Consider the following 20,149-nt stretch of genomic DNA (forward strand, 5'->3'; position numbering starts at 1 on the left):
ATTTTATACATTAGAGAAATTTTATGACTATTGCGACCTTTGAAGAATTTGATCTCGCACCTGAATTATTGAAAGCCTTAGCCAAAAAAGGATTATCCAGACCAACTGCTGTTCAATGTGAAGCGATTCCTGCTGCTATGGATGCCCGTGATGTATTAGGATCGTCACCAACAGGAACAGGCAAAACACTCGCATTTTTATTACCAGCTATTCAATACTTATTGGATTTTCCACGCCGTAAACCTGGTGCACCAAGAGTATTAGTTTTAACCCCAACACGTGAATTAGCAATGCAAGTGGCAGAACAAGCAGAACAACTTGCTTGTTTTACTTCATTAAGTATTGCCACTATTACTGGCGGTGTAGCTTACCAAAACCATGGTGAAATTTTTAATAAAAATCAAGATATGGTGATTGCCACACCTGGGCGACTATTGCAGTACATTAAAGAAGAGAATTTTGATTGTCGTGCCGTAGAGATTTTAATTTTTGATGAAGCCGATCGCATGTTACAAATGGGGTTTGGGCAAGATGCCGAACAGATTGCTGCCGAAACTCGTTGGCGTAAACAAACTCTACTTTTCTCTGCAACATTAGAGGGCGAAGCCTTAACCGATTTTGCAGAACGTTTACTGAATGATCCTGTTGAAATTAATGCTGAACCAAGTCGTCGTGAACGTAAGAAAATTCAACAATGGTATTACCACGCTGATAGCCGTGAACATAAAATCAAGTTACTCGCTCGAGCAATTATTGATGAACAAGTGAGTAAGGGAATTATCTTTGTGCGTAAGCGTGAAGAAGTGCGTGAACTTTCCGAAACCTTGCGTAAACGAGGCATTCGTAGCACTTATCTTGAAGGGGAAATGGCACAAACTCAGCGGAATAATGCGATTGAAAAATTACGTGATGGTGTTGTAACCGTTTTAGTTGCCACTAACGTTGCTGCTCGCGGTATCGATATTGATGATATTTCACACGTATTTAATTTTGACTTGCCTTATAGTGCTGATGTCTATCTACACCGTATCGGTCGTACCGCTCGTGCAGGCAAAAAAGGGACTGCCATTTCCTTGGTTGAAGCACATGATTATCCACTACTAGGTAAAATTCGCCGTTATACGGGCGAACTGTTAAAACCAAGAGTCATTGCTGATCTTGCACCTCGTACCAAAGCACCAAAAGATGGTGATGTGAAAAAAGTAAGCAAAAAACAGAAAGCACGAATTAAGCAGAAGAAAGCGGAAGCAAAACAAGCAACCACCAAGAAAAAAGTAAAATTACGCCATCGTGATACCAAGAATATCGGCAAACGTCGTATTCCAACAGCAGTGCGACTTGCACAACAAAATCAGGAGAAATAATCAATGTTAATGTGGTTATTGCTATTGATGGCAATCATACTAGAGGTGATTGGTACAACTAGCTTACGTTATAGCAACGGCTTTACCCAACCACTTTACACGTTCATTACCTTAGGTTGTTATGCCAGTAGTTTCTTTTTGTTAGCTAAAATTGTCCAAGTTATTCCTATCGGGATCACTTATGCAATCTGGTCAGGTGTAGGTATTCTATTTATCGCCTTAATTGGGCGATATTTATTTAAACAACAGTTAGATCTTGCGGCGATTATCGGTATCGTATTTATCTTAATCGGCGTATTAATTATCAATTTATTCTCGCATACAGCGGGACATTAATCGGATAGAGGAAATTATGAATAAAACCCCATTCAGTGTCGTCATTCTTGCGGCAGGTAAAGGTACTCGGATGTATTCAGATTTGCCAAAAGTACTACACCCAATAGCGGGTAAACCAATGGTAAAACACGTGATTGATACTGTGGCACAACTTGGTGCAGAGAACATTCATTTAGTTTATGGACATGGTGCAGAATTATTACAACAACGTTTAGCAAATGAACCTGTCAACTGGGTGTTACAAGCTGAACAGTTAGGAACAGGGCACGCTATGCAACAAGCTGCGCCTTTTTTCAACGATGATGAAACTATTGTAATGTTATATGGCGATGGACCATTAATTTCAGCGACAACGATTGAGCAACTTCTTGCCGCAAAACCTGAGAATGGTATTGCGTTATTAACCGTGAAACTTGCTGATCCAACAGGCTATGGGCGTATTTTGCGTGAGAATAATCTACCTGAGGGAAATATTACTGGCATAGTGGAACAAAAAGACGCTACTCCAGAACAATTAAAAATCCAAGAAGCGAATACAGGCTTACTTGCTTGTGATGGAAAAAGTTTAAAAAAATGGCTCTCTCAACTAACTAACAATAATGCACAAAAAGAGTATTACATCACTGATGTGATTGCGATGGCATATCAAGATGGCTGTCAAGTCGTTGCTGTTCATCCACAAGATCCAATGGAAGTCGAGGGCGTGAACAACCGTTTACAACTTGCTCGTTTAGAACGTTACTATCAACAAAAAAATGCTGAACGCTTGATGCTAGCTGGCGTAACACTATTAGATCCAAACCGTTTTGATTTACGTGGAACATTAGTCCATGGTAAAGATATTGAGATCGACGCCAATGTGATTATTGAAGGGACTGTGAAACTCGGGGATCGGGTCAAAATTGGTGCGGGTTGTGTGTTGAAAAATGTTGAAATCGGCGATGATGTAGAAATCAAACCTTATTCTGTATTTGAAGATGCGATCATTGGTAATAAAGCACAAGTTGGTCCATTCTCACGTTTACGCCCAGGTGCACAACTCGCCGATAATACGCACGTTGGCAACTTCGTAGAAATCAAGAAAGCGACCGTAGGAGAAAATTCTAAAGTCAATCACCTCACTTATATCGGTGATAGTGTTATCGGCAAAGATTGTAATATTGGTGCTGGTGTTATTACTTGTAATTATGATGGTGCGAATAAATTCCAAACAACAATTGGTGATAATGTCTTTGTTGGTTCTGATGTACAGCTTGTCGCACCTGTTTCCGTTGCAGATGGTGCAACTATTGGTGCAGGCTCAACAATTACCCGTAATGTTGGTGAAAATGAGTTAGTTATTACTCGTGTACCGCAAAAACATATCCAAGGTTGGCAACGTCCTACTAAGAAAAAAGGATAATCCTCAAAAAATGCAGTGAATCTCCACTGCATTTTTTTTATTTTTGTGATCCCTGCCATATTTCTGAAATTAAAAGTATTCTCCATATTTACAAATAGAATGGAGTGGATTTATCATTAGGTCATCTTTTAATCCATTCAAGTGCAGTTTCGAAGAATGGTCAACTCATAAACTCTAAGGGTGATACTATGAAATTACAAAAAACTTTTCTCCATTCTATGATCGTTGCTGGTCTTTCTGTAGCAGCTTTCGCTGCACAAGCTGGTCAATATCCTGATCTACCAGTTGGTATCAAAAGTGGTGGTGGTGCATTAATCGGTGACACCGTATATGTCGGCTTAGGTTCTGGTGCAGATAAATTTTATGCACTTAACTTAAAATCAGCGAAAGATGGTTGGAAAGAAATTGCTGCATTCCCTGGTGGTGACCGTTCTCAACCTGTAGTAAGTGCCGTTGACGGTAAACTTTATGTATTCGGTGGCTTACAAAAAAATGAAAAAGGTGAATTACAATTAGTTAATGATGCTTATAGCTATGATCCACAAAATAATACTTGGACAAAATTACCAACTCGTTCACCACTTGGCTTAGTGGGTGCAACTGGTGTTAATTATGGTGATAAAGTATTCGTAGTGGGTGGTTCTAACCTTTCTATCTTTAATGGTTATTTCCAAGACTATACCGCTGCTGGTACAGACAAAGCAAAACAAGAAGCGGTAATGGGAGCTTATTTCAATCAACGTCCTCAAGATTACTTCTTCAATACCACTTTCTTCAGTTATCAACCATCAACCAACAAATGGCGTAACGAAGGACAATTACCATTCTCTGGCCGTGCTGGTGCTGCAGTAACTGTTGCTGGTGATGTTATTACTGTGATTAACGGTGAAATCAAGCCAGGTTTAAGAACAGCTGAAGCTAGCCAAGGTAAATTTAATAAATATGGCACTGTGGATTGGAAAAAACTTCCTAACTTACCAGAACCACAAAAAGGTACAGTACAAGAAGGTTTAGCTGGTGCATATGCTGGTTATAGTAATGGTCACTTATTAGTAACTGGTGGAGCAAACTTCCCAGGTGCAACCAAACAATTTAAAGAAGGTAAACTCTTCGCTCACCAAGGCCTTAAAAAAGCTTATCCAGCCGAAGTATTTAGCTTAGATAAAGGTAAATGGAAACAAATTGGTAAATTACCTTACGGTTCAGGTTATGGCGTTGCAGTTTCTTATGATAATAAAGTAATTCTTATCGGTGGTGAAACTGACGGTGGTAAACCATTAACAGCAGTACGTACATTGAGCTTCGATGGTAAAAAATTAACTGTTGAATAAGCAAAGCTTCTCCTCTTGAGTTATTTTGAAGCATGGGTACTCTCCCCCATGCTTCTTTTTCTTTCCAGAGAGTACTCTTTTCATCTAATACCTTAAATTTATTCCTATTAAGTAGTACACTATCGAAACTTATTGGCTAAACTACAGAGGACTTATCATGCAACCATTTCTAATTGCTCCATCCATTCTTTCTGCCAACCTTGCTCATCTAGGCGATGATGTAAAAAATGTACTTGCTGCGGGTGCAGATGTTATTCATTTTGATGTGATGGATAACCATTATGTGCCTAATCTCACTTTTGGACCAGCCATTTGCCAAGCATTACGTGATGATGGAATTACTGCACCAATTGATGTGCATTTGATGGTTAAACCTGTTGATCGTATTATTCCTGATTTTGCAAAAGCTGGTGCAACCTCTATAACATTTCATCCAGAAGCAAGTGAACATATTGATCGTTCTTTGCAATTAATTAAAGATCATGGTTGCCAAGCAGGTTTAGTCTTTAATCCAGCCACGCCATTAAGTTATCTTGATTATGTAATGGACAAAATTGATATTATTTTAATTATGTCTGTGAATCCTGGTTTTGGTGGGCAATCATTCTTACCATCTGCTTTAGAAAAACTACAACAAGCACGAAAACGTATCGAAGAGAGTGGCAGAAGTATTCGCCTTGAAGTCGATGGTGGGGTAAAAGTAGAAAATATTGCACAAATTGCACAAGCAGGTGCCGATATGTTTGTCGCTGGATCAGCTATCTTCGGTAAACCTGATTATCAACAAGTTATTCTGGCAATGCGTCAACAATTAGCCACTGTAACCAAATAAAATGACAAGGAAATCATATGAGTCAATTTAAAGCTATTGGATTTGATCTTGATGGTACGTTGGTCAATAGCTTACCAGATCTCACTTTAGCCATAAGTAATACCTTTAAAGAGTTCGATTTACCAACTCCTAATGAAGAATTAGTCCTTACTTGGATAGGAAATGGTGCCGATATTTTATTAGCTCGAGCCTTAGAATGGGCAGATGCTACCCCATCAACCGACATCCTAAAACAAATGAAAGTACGCTTTAATGTCCATTATGGGGAAAATATTTGTAATAAAAGTGAACTCTATCCAAATGTGAAACAAACATTAGTTACATTAAAAGAGCAAGGCTTTACATTAGCGGTTGTTACTAATAAACCTACTCAGCATGTTTTGCCTGTACTCAAAGCCTTTGAGATTGATCATTTATTTACTGAAACCTTAGGTGGTCAATCCTTACCCGCTATCAAACCGCATCCAGCGCCACTCTTCTATCTCTGTGGTAAATTTGGAATTTTGCCTCAAGAGTTACTCTTTGTTGGTGACTCCAAAAATGATATCTTAGCTGCCCGAGCGGCTGGCTGTGCTGTGGTTGGTTTAACTTACGGCTATAACTATAATGTGCCTATCGCCGAATCCAAACCTGATTGGGTTTTTAGTGATTTTGCAAAACTTTTAACCATTGTGTAATCGAATTAAGGAAAAAAAATGAGTAAAAAACCTATTGTATTTAGTGGCGTTCAACCTTCTGGTGAACTAACTATCGGAAACTACCTTGGAGCATTACGCCAATGGGTGAAAATGCAAGACGAATACGAATGTTATTTCTGTATCGTTGACTTACATGCCATTACCGTTCGCCAAGATCCTGAAGCATTACGCAAAGCCACCTTGGATGTATTAGCACTTTACCTTGCATGTGGAATCGATCCTGCAAAAAGCACGATTTTTGTACAATCACATGTGCCAGAACATGCTCAATTAGCTTGGGTTTTAAACTGTTATACCTACTTTGGTGAAATGGGCAGAATGACACAATTTAAAGATAAATCTGCTCGTTATGAAGGAAATGTCAGTGTAGGTTTATTTACTTATCCCGTTTTAATGGCAGCCGATATCTTATTGTATCAAGCGAAACAAGTTCCTGTTGGTGATGACCAAAAACAACATCTAGAAATTACCCGTGATATTGCTCAACGTTTTAATGCACTTTATGGTGATATTTTTACCATTCCAGAAGTCTTTATCCCGAAAGCTGGTGCACGTGTGATGTCATTACTTGATCCAACCAAGAAAATGTCAAAATCTGATGACAATCGCAATAATGTGATTGGCTTACTGGAAGATCCAAAAGCGGTTGCGAAGAAAATTAAACGTGCGGTAACGGATTCAGAAGAACCACCTCGTGTCCTCTTTGATATTGAGAATAAACCAGGTGTATCTAATTTATTAAGCATCTTATCTGCAATTACAGAAAAATCTATTCCAGAATTAGAAGCTGAATTTGCAGGGAAAATGTATGGTCATTTAAAAACCGCTGTTGCCGACGAAGTCAGTGCAATGTTAACGCAATTACAAGAACGTTATTACCATTATCGTAATAACGAAGCGTTACTCAATCAAATCTTACATGAAGGCACAATTAAAGCGAAAGCCAAGGCCCAAGAAACATTATCAAAAGTGTATCAAGCAGTTGGCTTCGTGCAAAATACCTAAAAATAAAAGTCCCCTTATTGGGGACTTCCTTTTCTCTTAACTCAAAAAATACCGATACGCTTTACTATCAGTAACATCTTGGCATACATAACCTAATTTACTTAAGTGTTGTTTAAAATCATCCAGATCATCTTGTTCAAACTGGAAGCCTGCCAAAATATTACCGTAGTCTGCACCATGCGCACGATAATGGAATAAAGAGATATTCCAATGCGTTCCTAATGTTTCTAAAAACTTCAGTAATGCCCCTTTTTGTTCAGGGAATTCAAAGCTATATAGCCGTTCAAATTTATCACTATGCGGACGACCGCCAATCATATAACGGATATGCGTTTTCGCGACTTCATCATCTGTCATATCCTCCACATAAAAACCTGCTTGGCTTAAATCATTAATGATCTCGGCTTTTTCTGCTTCATTAATGGTTCTCACCCCAACAAAAATACAGGCTTTTTCTGCATCAGCATAACGATAATTAAATTCTGTTACCGCACGATTGCCTAAGAGATGACAGAAGGTTAAGAAACTCCCTTTCTGTTCTGGAATCGTAACCGCTAATAAGGCCTCACGATTTTCCCCAATCTCACAACGCTCAGAAACATAACGTAAGGTATGGAAATTTAGGTTCGCTCCTGACAAAATTGCCGCAAGATTTTCACCTTTTAATTGATGTTGGCGAGCATATTTTTTCAAACCTGCAAGGGATAATGCACCTGATGGTTCAGCAATAGCACGTACATCCTCAAACAGATCTTTCATAGCGGCACATACTTCATCACTATCTACCAAAACAATATCATCAAGATACTGTTGGCATAAACGGAAAGTTTCATCACCAATCCGTTTTACCGCCACACCGTCGGCAAATAGTCCAACACGCTCTAAATCGACTGGATGTTTCGCTTGTAAAGCAGCATATAAACAAGCAGAATCTTTTGATTCCACGCCAATGACTTTAATTTCTGGCATCATCTGTTTAATCAACACCGCAACACCAGCCGCCATACCACCCCCACCAACTGGCACAAAAATTCGATCAATATCTGAATTTTGTTGTAGCATTTCCATTGCTAACGTTCCTTGTCCAGCAATAACCAGAGGGTGATCAAATGGCGGGATAAAGGTCATTTTTTTACTGTCTGCTAATTCAATCGCTTTCGCTTTCGCTTCATCGAAATTGGCACCATATAACAACACTTCGCCACCAAAACCACGCACCGAATCCACTTTAATACTTGGTGTATTTTGTGGCATAACAATGAGGGCTTTTAATCCCAATAACTTAGCAGATAACGCTACTCCCTGTGCATGGTTTCCCGCAGAAGCAGCAATAACACCTGCCGCTTTTTGTTCTGCTGTTAAAGTTGATAACATCGCATAGGCACCACGCAATTTAAAGCTATGTATTGGCTGCCGATCTTCTCGCTTGATAAAAATATGGTTATCTAAACGATTAGAGAGTTTTTCCATTTTTTGCAATGGTGTCACTTGTGCTGCTTCATAGACCTTTGAACCGAGTTTTACAATCGCCTTTAAATATTGTGAACCACTTGGTTGGGCTGTGGTAAGTAATGCTTGCATATCCATAATCTTTACCACTTATAACTTACTACGATCACGCACAGCACCTTTATCTGCACTGGTTGCCAATGACGCATACGCTTTTAAGGCAAAGGATACTTGGCGTTGACGATTTTTTGGTTTCCAACCGTGTTGTTCTTTCTCAGCACGGCGTTGGGCTAATTCAGCTTCATCGACTAATAATTCAATCTTACGTTCTGGAATATTGATCGAGATAAGATCACCATCTTCTACCAAACCAATCGTACCGCCATTTGCAGCTTCTGGTGAAACGTGTCCGATAGAAAGCCCAGATGTACCACCTGAAAAACGTCCATCAGTAAGTAATGCACAGGCTTTTCCTAAGCCCATCGATTTCAAGTAGCTGGTTGGGTAAAGCATTTCTTGCATACCTGGTCCGCCTTTTGGTCCTTCATACCGAATCACCACAACATCACCTGCTACCACTTTGCCACCTAAAATAGCCTCTACCGCTTCTTCTTGGCTTTCATAAACTTTCGCTGGGCCTTTGAAAACTAAAATACTTTCATCAACACCTGCGGTTTTCACAATACAACCATGTTCAGCTAAATTACCACTTAACATTGCCAAACCACCATCTTGGCTATAAGCGTGTGCTTTATCACGGATACAACCTGCTTGGCGATCATCATCTACACTATCCCAACGACAATCTTGGGAAAACGCTTCTGTGGTGCGAATCCCTGCTGGGCCGGCACGATAAAATGTTTTTACCGCTTCACTCACATCACGTTTAATATCATATTGATTTAACTGTTGTTCTAACGTTAAACCTAATACCGTGTGCGTTTGATTAGTTAATAAATGAGCACGATCTAACTCACCTAAAATTCCCATTACCCCACCAGCACGGTGTACATCTTCCATATGATATTTATTGGTATTTGGTGCAACTTTACAGAGGCAAGGAACAAGACGTGATAAACGATCAATATCTGCCATAGTGAAATCAACTTCTGCTTCTTGTGCTGCTGCTAATAAGTGTAAAACGGTATTGGTTGAACCGCCCATTGCAATATCCAAACTCATTGCATTATTAAAGGCATCTTTAGTTGCAATCGCACGAGGCAACACACTCGCATCATCTTGTTCATAATAGCGACGGCAAAGTTCCATAATTTGTGAACCTGCCTGTAAAAATAATTGTTTACGATCAGCGTGCGTTGCTAAGCAAGAACCATTACCAGGTAAACTTAAGCCTAACGCTTCAGTTAAACAGTTCATTGAGTTAGCGGTAAACATACCTGAACAAGATCCACACGTTGGGCAAGCAGAACGTTCAATAATTTCACTATCGTGATCAGAAACATCTGGATTTGCCCCTTGAATCATCGCATCAACCAAATCTAAACGAATAAGTTGATCTGAAAGTTTGGTTTTACCCGCTTCCATTGGTCCGCCAGATACAAAGATAGTTGGGATATTTAGACGTAACGCCGCCATTAACATTCCTGGAGTAATCTTATCGCAATTAGAGATACAGACCATAGCATCGGCACAGTGTGCATTGACCATATACTCTACTGAATCTGCAATGAGTTCACGAGATGGCAGAGAATACAACATTCCTCCGTGTCCCATTGCGATTCCATCATCCACAGCAATGGTATTAAATTCTTTGGCAATTCCACCTGAAGCCTCGATCTGTTTTGCTACTAATTGCCCGAGATCTTTTAAATGCACATGTCCTGGAACAAATTGTGTAAAGGAATTAACTACGGCAATAATCGGTTTACCGAAGTCAGTATCTTTTACTCCTGTGGCACGCCATAAGGCTCTCGCGCCAGCCATATTGCGGCCTTGTGTACTGGTCGCTGAACGTAATTTAGGCATAATCTCTCCAATTATAATTTGTCTTGTTTTAACACGATAAAATGTTCGATTAATCGAATCATTAACTCTTTTTGTTCTGGCAGACTTTCTGCCACTACTTACTCTAATATAGTAACGTCCGTTACCCCATATAACTTCACTAATTGATTCGTTAGTAATGATAATTCTCTATTACTACTTATGGTAATGTGTAAAGTCAGTTGCTGATCTTGTAATTGGCTTTGCAACGTCGTTGCCACAAAACCACGATGTCTTACTACCCGTAAAATTCTTTCTAATGTTTCAGGTCGCCATTCCGCCTGTACGCTAATTTGATAACTCTTCATTTTACACCCCAATATCCTCTAGCATTTCATCATTTCTTGCTCCAGGTGGAACTAATGGCCAGACATTTTCATCTTCATGAATACAAACTTGTAATAAATATGCACCCTTAGCGTTAAGTAAACGATCTAATGCGGCATCCACTTCACTGCCTGTTTCAATACGTTCACCTGGAATATCAAATGCTTTCGCCAAAGTAATAAAGTCAGGATTATCATCTAAAATCGTTTCACTATGACGACCACAGAAGAATAAGGTTTGCCATTGACGTACCATACCCAAACGCTGATTATCCAAAAGGAGAATTTTTACTGGTAATTGACCACGTTTAATCGAGCCTAATTCCTGAATATTCATCATGAAAGAACCATCCCCCGTAATTAAAATCACAGGATCTTGTGGACGCGCTTTTTGTGCGCCAATTGCAGCTGGTAAACCAAAGCCCATTGAGCCAAATCCAGCAGAAGTGATGTAATTCTTCGGATCAAAATGCTGCATATGCTGTGCAGACCACATTTGATGCTGCCCTACATCTGTTGAAATAACGCTATTTTTCGCACGTTTATGAGATAACGTCTGCAATAACCACCATGGATTAATATTGGTTTCTCCAGCATTTTCTGCATAACGAAAATCATAACTCTCTTTTAAACGTACAACATCACTTCGCCAGTCATCAATCGCTAATGGCATTGCTAATTCACGCAATACCTGTTTCATATCGCCTTTGATTGCGACATCGGCACGACGTAATTTATTAATTTCGGCAATATCAATATCAACATGAATCACTTTTGCTGCGGTCGCAAAGCTATCTAATTTACCCGTCACACGGTCATCAAAACGTGCGCCTAACACGACAAGTAAATCACTTTCTTGCGCGGCATAATTGGCTGCTTTTGTACCATGCATTCCAATCATTCCCATATAATAAGGATTATCAACAGGTAGTGCACCTAAACCTTTAATTGTCGAAAAACTTGGAATTTGCGTAATCTCAACAAATTGACGTAATTCTGCAACGGCATCCGCCATTCCTACACCACCACCGACATAAAGCACTGGGCGTTTTGCTTGTTGCAGTAATGTTTTTGCTTGTTGAAGTAATTCATCAGGAATTGCTTGAGGTTGTTGTAGAGGATTAACGATAGGTTGGCGATCAATTGGTGCAAATTGGACATCTTTTGGTATATCGACTAATACTGGACCTGGTCTGCCACTTTGCGCAATTTGAAAGGCTTGTGCCATTACTTCGGGTAGTTCATCGATACTTTGCACAATAAAACTATGTTTTGTACAAGCTAATGATAATCCTAATACATCAGCTTCTTGGAAAGCATCAGTCCCGATAAACGGTGAAGCAACTTGCCCCGTTATTGCCACAACAGGAATAGAGTCCATCATTGCATCACCTAATCCTGTGACTAAATTGGTTGCTCCAGGACCAGATGTTGCGATACATACCCCAACCTTACCACTTGCACGCGCATAACCAATCGCTGCCATTGCCGCACCTTGCTCATTACGACAGAGTAAATGGTCTAATCCAGAATCATAAATTGCATCATAAACTGGCATAATTGCACCGCCAGGATAGCCAAAAATGGTTGTTACACCGTGCGCTTTTAAACATTCTGTAATAAATCTTGCACCATTCATTTTTATTATTTCCTTTAAGCTATAAAAAACCCTCGCCTAGTAGTGGCGAGGGTTCATCTGACCTAAAATCTTTTATTGAAAGTTTTATCAGCTTGTACCACTCACCTCGTAGTGCTAATCACCACGAGGTTAATAATAATGCCAATAAAACGAATAGAATTCATAGTTTCAATATCCAATGTGGGTCTAAGTATGTATGTTGTGTGCTTTTGAGCGTCTTTATTGATATCACATTTTTTGAATTAATCAAACTATTTTTATAAAAAATTTTTACACATTATCGAAACGTAAAAAAACACCCTGTTTTTTATGATTTTTGCTAACATATGTCCGTTTTTAGGGAAAATTTAGGGAAAAATTTAGGAACATTATGCGTAGTTTACTTCCTTTTCAACTCGTTGCCTCAGATCTTGATGGTACATTACTTAATGCTCAACATGTTGTTGGGAATTTCACAATAGAAACCTTAAGAAAATTAGAACAAAAACAAGTGGATATTGTATTAGCCACTGGTCGAAAACATGAAGATGTGTTTTCTATTGTTGAAAAAATCGGGATTGAAAATATCCAAATCATTACCTCTAACGGTGCAAGAATTCACGATCTTTCAGGTAAATTATTAGATAAAAATGATCTTCCTGCCGATCTCGCTTTAGAAATCCTCAATACACCTTTCAATAAAGATAAAATTTTTGTTAATTCTTACCAAGATTCAGGTTGGTTTATTGATCGAGATATTCCACAAATGGCGAAATACCATAAAGACTCCGGTTTTACTTACCAGATAACCGATTTCCGCAAACACGATGCAAGTGGGACTGAAAAAGTCTTTTTTATTGCTAGAACCCAAACCGACTTACTCGACTTGGAGCAATATTTGCGTAAAACGTATGGCGAACAAACCGAGATTGTTTATGCCTCTTTGAACTGTTTAGAAATTATGAATAAAGATGTTTCCAAAGGAAATGCGTTGAAAAAAGCCTTAGCTAACCGCCATTATTCTGCTAATGACTGTCTAGCTTTTGGTGATGGTATGAATGATGAAAGTATGCTGGATTTTGTAGGTAAAGGCTGCATTATGGCAAATGCTAACCCAGCATTAGTCAAAGCCTTACCAAACTTAGAAATCATTGGACATCACGCTCACGAAGCGGTCGCCAGTTATTTACGTGCAACCTTTAACTTAATTTAACTATGATTCAACTATTCTATATTTCAGTGGGTGCTGCATTAGGGGCTTGTTCTCGTTGGGGATTAAGCAACCTATTCAACCCAATTTTTACTAGCTTTGCTTTTGGTACCTTAATCGCCAACTATTTAGGCTGTTTCTTGATGGGAATAATCAGCGGTATTCTGCTTTCATTTCCGATGATTGGTAATGAGTGGCGACTATTTTTTATCACAGGTTTTTTAGGCAGTTTAACGACCTTCTCCTCTTTTTCTGGTGAGGTCGTTAACATTTTTCTTGATGAGCAATGGCTCACTGGGATTGGGGTTGTTTGTTTACACCTTTTTGGTTGTTTAGCCTTTACGCTATTAGGTATTGGTTTATGGCGACTACTTATGCTGGCGTTCTAAAATTTTAAAACAACAAGCATATTGATTTTTTTCATCAGCGGCATGCGTTTGACTAAAACGCTGCTGCCATTCATCTAGATTTAATGTCGGAAAATAGGTATCACCCTCTAATTCAGCATCAATTTCCGTTAGATATAATCGCTCTGTTTGTGCCAACGTTTCTGAAAATAACTGCCCACCACCAATAATCATCACTTCTTCTTGATCTTGCACCAATGCTAATGCTTGCGCTAAATTCGCCACCACTTCAACGCCCGCAATCGCTTTAGCCTGACGAGATAACACAATATTACGTCGCTGTGGTAAAGGACGACCGATCGATTCAAAAGTGTTACGCCCCATAATCACAGGTTTATGCAAGGTATTTTGTTTAAACCATGCCAAATCTGCTGGCAAATGCCAAGGCATTTTATTCTCCAATCCAATGACGTGATTTTTTGTCATTGCCACAATTAAACTCAGTTTCATCATTACCTCAAGCGGCTGGTTTTACAATATTACTCGGATAACAACCTAACACTTTCACAAAACTACAATAGGTTTGTAACTCTTGTAAGGCGAGTTGCGTAGTTTCTTGATGTAAGTTTGCCTCTAACTCAACATAAAACATCTCTTCCCAAGGCTTGCCATAAATCGGACGAGATTCCAATTTCGTCATAATAATTTGATGTTTTTTAAAGACTAATAACGCATCAACCAATGCACCTGCCTGCTGTGTTGTGGACATTAATAACAACGTTTTTGCACTCACTTGTGGCGAAACTGCTATCGGTTGCTTACTTAATACAATAAAGCGAGTAATATTATTGACTTGATTAGCAATACCATCTTGCAACACCTGTAAACCATATAATTTGCCACCTTCGGCATTTCCTAACGCTGCCACATTTGGGCGATTAATTTTTGCTACTAATTGCATCGCATGTGAAGAACTTTCGCAATATTTCACATGAATACCAGGTAACGCATTCAGGAATTGGCTACATTGCTGAATCACTTGTGGATGACTATAAACTGTATCAATTTCGCTTAAATCTGCCGCTTGAGAGGTTAATACACAATGTTGAATAGGATAAGTTAACTCACCAACTAAATGTAAATCAGTGTGTTGTAGCAAATCATACACGTCATTAATGGAACCAGAGGTAGTATTTTCTATTGGTAATACCCCATAATCCGCTTTACCGCTCGCGACGGCATCACACACCTGTTGAAATGATTCACAACTTAACTCAATCAGTTGCTTTTGTGAACGCTCAGCATATTTACGAGCAGCTAAATTGGAATAAGAGCCTAACATCCCCAAAAAGGCAATATGAATTTCATTATTACGCTGTTGGTTTAACTTATTTTGTAAATAAACTTGTTGGGTTAATACTGAATCTTCAATAATTTTTTGGAAAATTTCGGTAATATACTGCGGATTAAGATGATAATTTTGTCCTTCAGAATAACGAATTAACGCATCTAATAACTGCTGTTCACGCTCAATATCGCGTAATGGCTTCTTGGTAATTTCTTTACTTTTTACGACGTCATAAGCAATTTGATGTCTTTCTGCCAATAATCTCAAAATTTCACGATCAATTTGTGTAATTTTATGGCGAATTTCGGTTAAATCTAAGGTCATAATAAAATCCATAATGATGTTGTGCGAATTTATAGTCGTTTAAATTCAAAACAAGTTTGGGCAACAACAGCCTAAGACGGTACAAGATAATACAATAAGGCAAAGTAACACAAAATTATTTTGAAATTAAACAGCTAAAGGATTATAAAGAATCAAAGAAAAAAAGGCGAGCTACCTCGCCTTTCTCTCTGAAATAAATCAACTACTCGCCCAATGCCATCGCTAATAGCGTAATCGGATGCAAGCAAGTTCTGCTCGTTGACATATCAATTTGCCATTTACAGGTTTCACAATCCGAAATCACATAATCAAAATTACCTGCTTCAATTTGTTGGAAGAGAGAATTACCGATAGCTTGTGAAGTAGCGTAATTTTCTGATTTAAAGCCATAGGTTCCTGCAATCCCACAACATTGTGAATTAAGCATAACCAACTCTAATCCAGGAATTTTTCTTAATAACTCAATGGTATAAGGTACCCAACCTGCTTTCTCCATATGACAAGCGGTATGGTAAGCCACTCGTAATGGTAATGGTTTAAGCGGTAATGTTTTTTCACCACTTTCCAATAATTTATAAATATAACGAGTAACTAAATTGATGTGTCCTTTTACCTTGCTATTATCTTTACCAAGAATATGCTCATATTCATCTTTTAAAGTTAACGTACAGCTTGAAGAAGTCCCCACAATCTCAAGACTCTTCTCTGCCACCACTTTTTCAAGTTGTTGGATATTAAATTCTGCCTGACTCATCGCTTTTTGTGGAAAACCATTCACCATCAATGGTAAGCCACAACATTTTTCTTTCTCAAGCAATACAACGCCAATATCCATCGCATTAAAGACTTTAATCAACTCTTTACCTAATTCAGGATTATTGTAATTCACATAACAGCCGTGATAATACGCTACTTTATCTTGATACAAACTTTGTTGTTCCGCTGCATTTTTCTTATACCAATTACGGAAACTACCGAAGGAATATTTTGGTAAGCTACGGCGTTGATCTACTTTTAATGTTTTATCTAACAAGAAACGAGTCGCTTTTAAACCAGTAATCGTATTCACAATTGGTGCAAATGGGGTATTCATCGTTCCCATTAAATCAGTATTACTTAAAATCGCATCACGTAATTTTTGGATTTTACTTTTACCCTTGCCTTTACCGTAATGATCTCTGGCACGCACAATAATATCGCCAATCTTCACACCTGACGGACAAGCAATTTCGCACCGTTTACAGTTAGTACAATATTTAAGTGCTTCATCATAAAGTAATGGATTTTTTAAACGTAAGCGTTCACCATCTGGGCCAGCTTGCTTTGGTCCAGGATAAGCTGGGTTATTACGTGATACTGGGCAAACTGCTGTACATGCCGTACATTTAATGCAACTCTCAAAACTTGAATCGTGATAAGGTTGTTGGTGAGTTTGTTCAGCTTGTGCGATTAATTGTTGTAAATTCATTGCTGACCTCCCGCTAAAATATACTCCGCCACGTTATAAGCTGTCGCAATAGATACCCCTGAACCACAGCCTTGATGTAAGCCATTAAAACCACCAACCACTGCCCCAACAGCAAACAAATTTGGTACGATTTTTCCCGCTTTCATTACTTGGCAATGTGCATTAATTTTTACACCATAGTGTTGATATGGTTGTGCATCGGCAAAACGGTGAGTGGTCCATTGTAAACGATCACTCTCGGCTAACAGATCAAGAGCAAAGATCGGTTCAACAACTTTTTCAAACCGTGCGATCAAACCATTACTAAAGAAACTACCTGTGGCAAGAATATAATGATTGGCGGTTAATGCGATCTCTTCATGTTGTGCCGTATAAATTTTACTTACTTTACCTTCAGCAAATTCACTGCGTAATACGGTATCACCATTCATCAATACCCCACCTAAACGCTGGAACTCACGACGTAATTTATAATGTTGACGTAACCCTAATAAAGAAGGTGGCAATGTCGGTAATTCAAAGAGTGCCAAACCAGTTGCTTGTTTTAGTTGTTCAAAGAAACTTTCATCATCTAGTCCAAAACACGCAGGTAGAAATACTGCTTCTGCTTGCCCTGCTGCCTGTTTAATTTCTGCCACTAACTCATGGAAATTTAATTTATGTTCTAGCACTTGCGAAATATTAACACTACGGAATTCACGTGCATTAGTACGCAAATGATCTAACTCTGGAATATGTAACAAAGTATGGTGAATCTCACATTCAGCAAATTGTGGCAAGTGTTGTAAATTCGCCGCCAACAAATGTGGTTGAAAATCATGAAAACCTTCAATCCCTAAAATCATTAATGAATGATAAGGGAACTTTTCCCCAGTCATTGGCAACGTTGGCACTTGTTGAGGTGATAGCCACGCTGGTTGTAATGAACCTAATGGGGTAACTCGATAATGATTTTGTTCTACTTCACCGACTAAGTTTAATTGTAACTGCTGTACTAATTGTTGAAACTGCTGTGCATAATGTAAAACCGATTCTGTCCCCATTAAACTATATGGATGTTGAGGAGAATCTAGTGCTAATTGATTTAATCCTGTCGCTAACTTCTCAACGGGTTGTGCTGAACAAAAACTTAATAGATCTAACGAACCAGAAGAAAAGTCGATTGCACTTTGACCTGCTGTAATAATGGCACAATGTTGCCCTTGTTGTTGGAGCCTGATCCCACAAAGTAAACCAGCTAATCCGCCACCAATAATCACTGTATCAAAATTCATTTTTATCTGTCCCTTGTTCTGTTACTTGTGGATTAACCTGTTTTAGTCCTAATAAACTGAAATAGATCCAGCTACTAAACTCTGCTTCACGAATCGCATCGCCCCATGCGATCGGTTCAATGCCTTTCCAACGTTCTTCTAAGAAAGAAGAAAGTTGAGTTGTTGAACGCTCTGCGGAAATAACATTAAAACGGCTCATCAATCCAGCAGCACGACAAGCACAAAGTTCTCCTTGGCAAGTTCCCATGCCCACACGGGTACGTCGGCGTAAATCCACTAAATTATTTACATCTAGCTCTTCAACGGCATACTTCACTTCACCCGCTGTAACCATTTCACATTCACACACTAGGCTACGATCAAGACGTTGTTCTGCTAATAAGCGATCTGCTCTTGCACCATGACGATAAATAGCTGAAATTCGGATTGGATTTGGAATAGATACGATACGTTGATGTGTTTCTGTTGCCGTTTCTTGTGAACCTGGTAGAGGTTGAATAGCTGTTTTACATTCTGCTTGGCGATTCAATTTCTTACAAATTAAATCCGTAGCCCATTCCGCCATTAAGCGATATGTCATTAATTTACCGCCAGTAATAGTAATAAAACCTTTTAGTCCATCTCGTGCTTCGTGATCTAATAACACAATACCACGACTCACGTTTCGGCCTGATGGATCATCATCACTCGCAACAAGCGGACGAACTCCAGCATAAGCACGTAATACCCGAGTATGACGTAATGAAGGGGCAAGTTTTTCTCCCTCAGTAAACAACACATCCACTTCTTGAGGAGTAACAATCATATTGTCAATTTGATCATAAGGGATACGATCAGACGTTGTCCCAATGACACAAATGGTATCACCTGGTACGAGAATATCGGCATTGGCTGGTTTACGACAGCGATTAATCACTAAATTATTGATCCGATGCCCCATAATCAATAATGATCCTTTTGCTGGAAACATCTTAATTTTCAGATCAGCATATTCGGCAATACCTTGACCCCAAATACCGCCAGCATTAACTACGATAGGCGCATAAAATTTTGCATATAGTTTTCGTTTATGATCAAAAGCTTCCACGCCAATTACACGATCACCTTCACGTAATAATTTTACTACTTCGTGATAGGTTAAAATGGTTGCACCATTTTCTTTGGCATCCAACATATTGGCTGCCGTTAAACGAAATGGATCCACGGTGCCATCTGGTACGACTACTGCACCAATCAAAGATGGATTAACTGAAGGTTCTAAACGTTTTGCTAAATCAGGTTCAATCTGAATGGCTTCAATACCTGCTTTTTGGCAACTATCAATAAAGGTTTTTTGATAAGCAAGATCATCTTCAGGTAACGTAATAAAAAGTCCTTTTGTATCTTCTACACAATGGCGTGCAATCCGTTTTAGGATCATATTTTCTTTTATGCACTCTTCTGCAGATTCATGATCATTAACTGCATATCTCGCACCACTATGTAATAACCCGTGATTACGTCCCGTTGCTCCAGTCGCAATATCACGACGTTCTAATAAAATACAACGAAGTCCCCTTAACGCACAATCTCGAGCAATCCCTGCACCTGTTGCCCCACCACCAATAATGATTACATCTGTTTCCCAATTCGGTGTGGTTGAATTTAGCTGCTGATTTGTCATATTTGAAGCCTCCAACACCCAAGAAAAAATAATAAATTATTCTAATACGAAAATTTATAAGTATTTTAACTCAAAAAGAAAACAAAAAATCAAAATTTGATTGAAAAAGAACAAATATGCAAACTAGATCACATTTTTATAGCGAAAAAG

18 protein-coding genes and 1 pseudogene are annotated in these 20,149 nt (G+C 38.8%); 9 read left to right on the plus strand and 10 right to left on the minus strand.

The genetic code is table 11. The annotated features are described in order from the left end of the window. The first annotated feature begins 23 nt into the window (after positions 1-23). The 7 genes from srmB (at position 24) to trpS (ending at position 6,968) form a co-directional block, all read left to right on the plus strand. The gene (gene srmB / locus ACFFHT_RS04595; RefSeq protein WP_382373891.1) at positions 24-1,364 is read left to right on the plus strand and encodes an ATP-dependent RNA helicase SrmB; all 1,341 of its coding nucleotides are present in this window, start codon (positions 24-26) and stop codon (positions 1,362-1,364) included. Between the two features lie 3 nt (positions 1,365-1,367). After that, positions 1,368-1,700 carry a DMT family transporter gene (locus tag ACFFHT_RS04600; protein WP_382373893.1) on the plus strand — a complete coding sequence of 111 codons (333 nt, stop codon included), beginning with the start codon at positions 1,368-1,370 and terminating at the stop codon, positions 1,698-1,700. A gap of 16 nt (positions 1,701-1,716) precedes the next feature. After that, the gene (gene glmU, locus ACFFHT_RS04605) at positions 1,717-3,102 is read left to right on the plus strand and encodes a bifunctional UDP-N-acetylglucosamine diphosphorylase/glucosamine-1-phosphate N-acetyltransferase GlmU (RefSeq protein WP_382373895.1); all 1,386 of its coding nucleotides are present in this window, start codon (positions 1,717-1,719) and stop codon (positions 3,100-3,102) included. 188 nt (positions 3,103-3,290) lie between these two features. After that, positions 3,291-4,433 carry an N-acetylneuraminate epimerase gene (locus ACFFHT_RS04610; RefSeq protein WP_382373897.1) on the plus strand — a complete coding sequence of 381 codons (1,143 nt, stop codon included), beginning with the start codon at positions 3,291-3,293 and terminating at the stop codon, positions 4,431-4,433. A gap of 157 nt (positions 4,434-4,590) precedes the next feature. After that, positions 4,591-5,265 carry a ribulose-phosphate 3-epimerase gene (gene rpe, locus ACFFHT_RS04615; protein WP_382373899.1) on the plus strand — a complete coding sequence of 225 codons (675 nt, stop codon included), beginning with the start codon at positions 4,591-4,593 and terminating at the stop codon, positions 5,263-5,265. Between the two features lie 17 nt (positions 5,266-5,282). Then, positions 5,283-5,942 carry a phosphoglycolate phosphatase gene (locus tag ACFFHT_RS04620; RefSeq protein WP_382373900.1) on the plus strand — a complete coding sequence of 220 codons (660 nt, stop codon included), beginning with the start codon at positions 5,283-5,285 and terminating at the stop codon, positions 5,940-5,942. Positions 5,943-5,960: 18 nt separating this feature from the next. Beyond that, positions 5,961-6,968: a tryptophan--tRNA ligase gene (gene trpS / locus ACFFHT_RS04625; RefSeq protein WP_382373902.1), complete on the plus strand. Its 1,008-nt coding sequence runs from the start codon at positions 5,961-5,963 to the stop codon at positions 6,966-6,968. Between the two features lie 36 nt (positions 6,969-7,004). On the opposite strand, the gene ilvA is transcribed toward trpS, so the two are convergent. The 5 genes and pseudogenes from ilvA to ilvG all read right to left on the minus strand — a co-directional run bounded on the left by ilvA (position 7,005) and on the right by ilvG (position 12,386). Continuing rightward, on the minus strand, positions 7,005-8,549 hold the full coding sequence (ilvA, locus tag ACFFHT_RS04630; protein ID WP_382373931.1) for a threonine ammonia-lyase, biosynthetic: 1,545 nt from the start codon (positions 8,547-8,549) through the stop codon (positions 7,005-7,007). Positions 8,550-8,567: 18 nt separating this feature from the next. Continuing rightward, entirely contained in the window at positions 8,568-10,403 is a 1,836-nt protein-coding gene (gene ilvD, locus ACFFHT_RS04635) for a dihydroxy-acid dehydratase (protein WP_382373904.1), read from the minus strand. 11 nt (positions 10,404-10,414) lie between these two features. After that, a pseudogene (locus tag ACFFHT_RS04640) lies at positions 10,415-10,501 on the minus strand (type II toxin-antitoxin system death-on-curing family toxin); the annotation flags it as partial. Then, positions 10,502-10,729: an acetolactate synthase 2 small subunit gene (ilvM, locus tag ACFFHT_RS04645; protein WP_382373905.1), complete on the minus strand. Its 228-nt coding sequence runs from the start codon at positions 10,727-10,729 to the stop codon at positions 10,502-10,504. It abuts the pseudogene before it with no gap. 1 nt (position 10,730) lies between these two features. Then, positions 10,731-12,386 carry an acetolactate synthase 2 catalytic subunit gene (gene ilvG / locus ACFFHT_RS04650; protein ID WP_382373907.1) on the minus strand — a complete coding sequence of 552 codons (1,656 nt, stop codon included), beginning with the start codon at positions 12,384-12,386 and terminating at the stop codon, positions 10,731-10,733. A gap of 370 nt (positions 12,387-12,756) precedes the next feature. Here ilvG and ACFFHT_RS04655 point away from each other — a divergent pair, with 370 nt between their 5' ends. Next, a complete protein-coding gene (locus ACFFHT_RS04655; protein WP_382373909.1) occupies positions 12,757-13,578 on the plus strand; it encodes a Cof-type HAD-IIB family hydrolase in 822 nt (273 codons plus the stop codon). A gap of 2 nt (positions 13,579-13,580) precedes the next feature. Then, positions 13,581-13,964 carry a fluoride efflux transporter FluC gene (locus tag ACFFHT_RS04660; RefSeq protein ID WP_382373911.1) on the plus strand — a complete coding sequence of 128 codons (384 nt, stop codon included), beginning with the start codon at positions 13,581-13,583 and terminating at the stop codon, positions 13,962-13,964. Here the strand turns inward: ACFFHT_RS04660 and folA are convergent. From folA to glpA, 5 genes are all read right to left on the minus strand, one after another. Then, positions 13,944-14,432: a type 3 dihydrofolate reductase gene (gene folA, locus ACFFHT_RS04665; RefSeq protein ID WP_382373933.1), complete on the minus strand. Its 489-nt coding sequence runs from the start codon at positions 14,430-14,432 to the stop codon at positions 13,944-13,946. The two genes, ACFFHT_RS04660 and folA, sit on opposite strands and share 21 nt — an antisense overlap. Positions 14,433-14,439: 7 nt before the next feature. Then, positions 14,440-15,594, minus strand: a complete 1,155-nt coding sequence (pheA, locus tag ACFFHT_RS04670) for a prephenate dehydratase (RefSeq protein WP_382373913.1) — start codon at positions 15,592-15,594, stop codon at positions 14,440-14,442. A 202-nt stretch (positions 15,595-15,796) separates the two neighbouring features. Then, positions 15,797-17,062: an anaerobic glycerol-3-phosphate dehydrogenase subunit GlpC gene (gene glpC, locus ACFFHT_RS04675; RefSeq protein ID WP_382373915.1), complete on the minus strand. Its 1,266-nt coding sequence runs from the start codon at positions 17,060-17,062 to the stop codon at positions 15,797-15,799. Continuing rightward, positions 17,059-18,336, minus strand: a complete 1,278-nt coding sequence (glpB, locus tag ACFFHT_RS04680) for a glycerol-3-phosphate dehydrogenase subunit GlpB (protein ID WP_382373917.1) — start codon at positions 18,334-18,336, stop codon at positions 17,059-17,061. The genes glpC and glpB overlap by 4 nt, the downstream gene beginning before the upstream one ends. Next, positions 18,326-19,999 carry an anaerobic glycerol-3-phosphate dehydrogenase subunit A gene (gene glpA, locus ACFFHT_RS04685; RefSeq protein ID WP_382373919.1) on the minus strand — a complete coding sequence of 558 codons (1,674 nt, stop codon included), beginning with the start codon at positions 19,997-19,999 and terminating at the stop codon, positions 18,326-18,328. The genes glpB and glpA overlap by 11 nt, the downstream gene beginning before the upstream one ends. Positions 20,000-20,149 lie beyond the last annotated feature (150 nt).

The sequence above is a fragment of the Gallibacterium melopsittaci genome (assembly GCF_042433085.1).
Classification (GTDB): Bacteria; Pseudomonadota; Gammaproteobacteria; order Enterobacterales; family Pasteurellaceae; genus Gallibacterium; species Gallibacterium melopsittaci.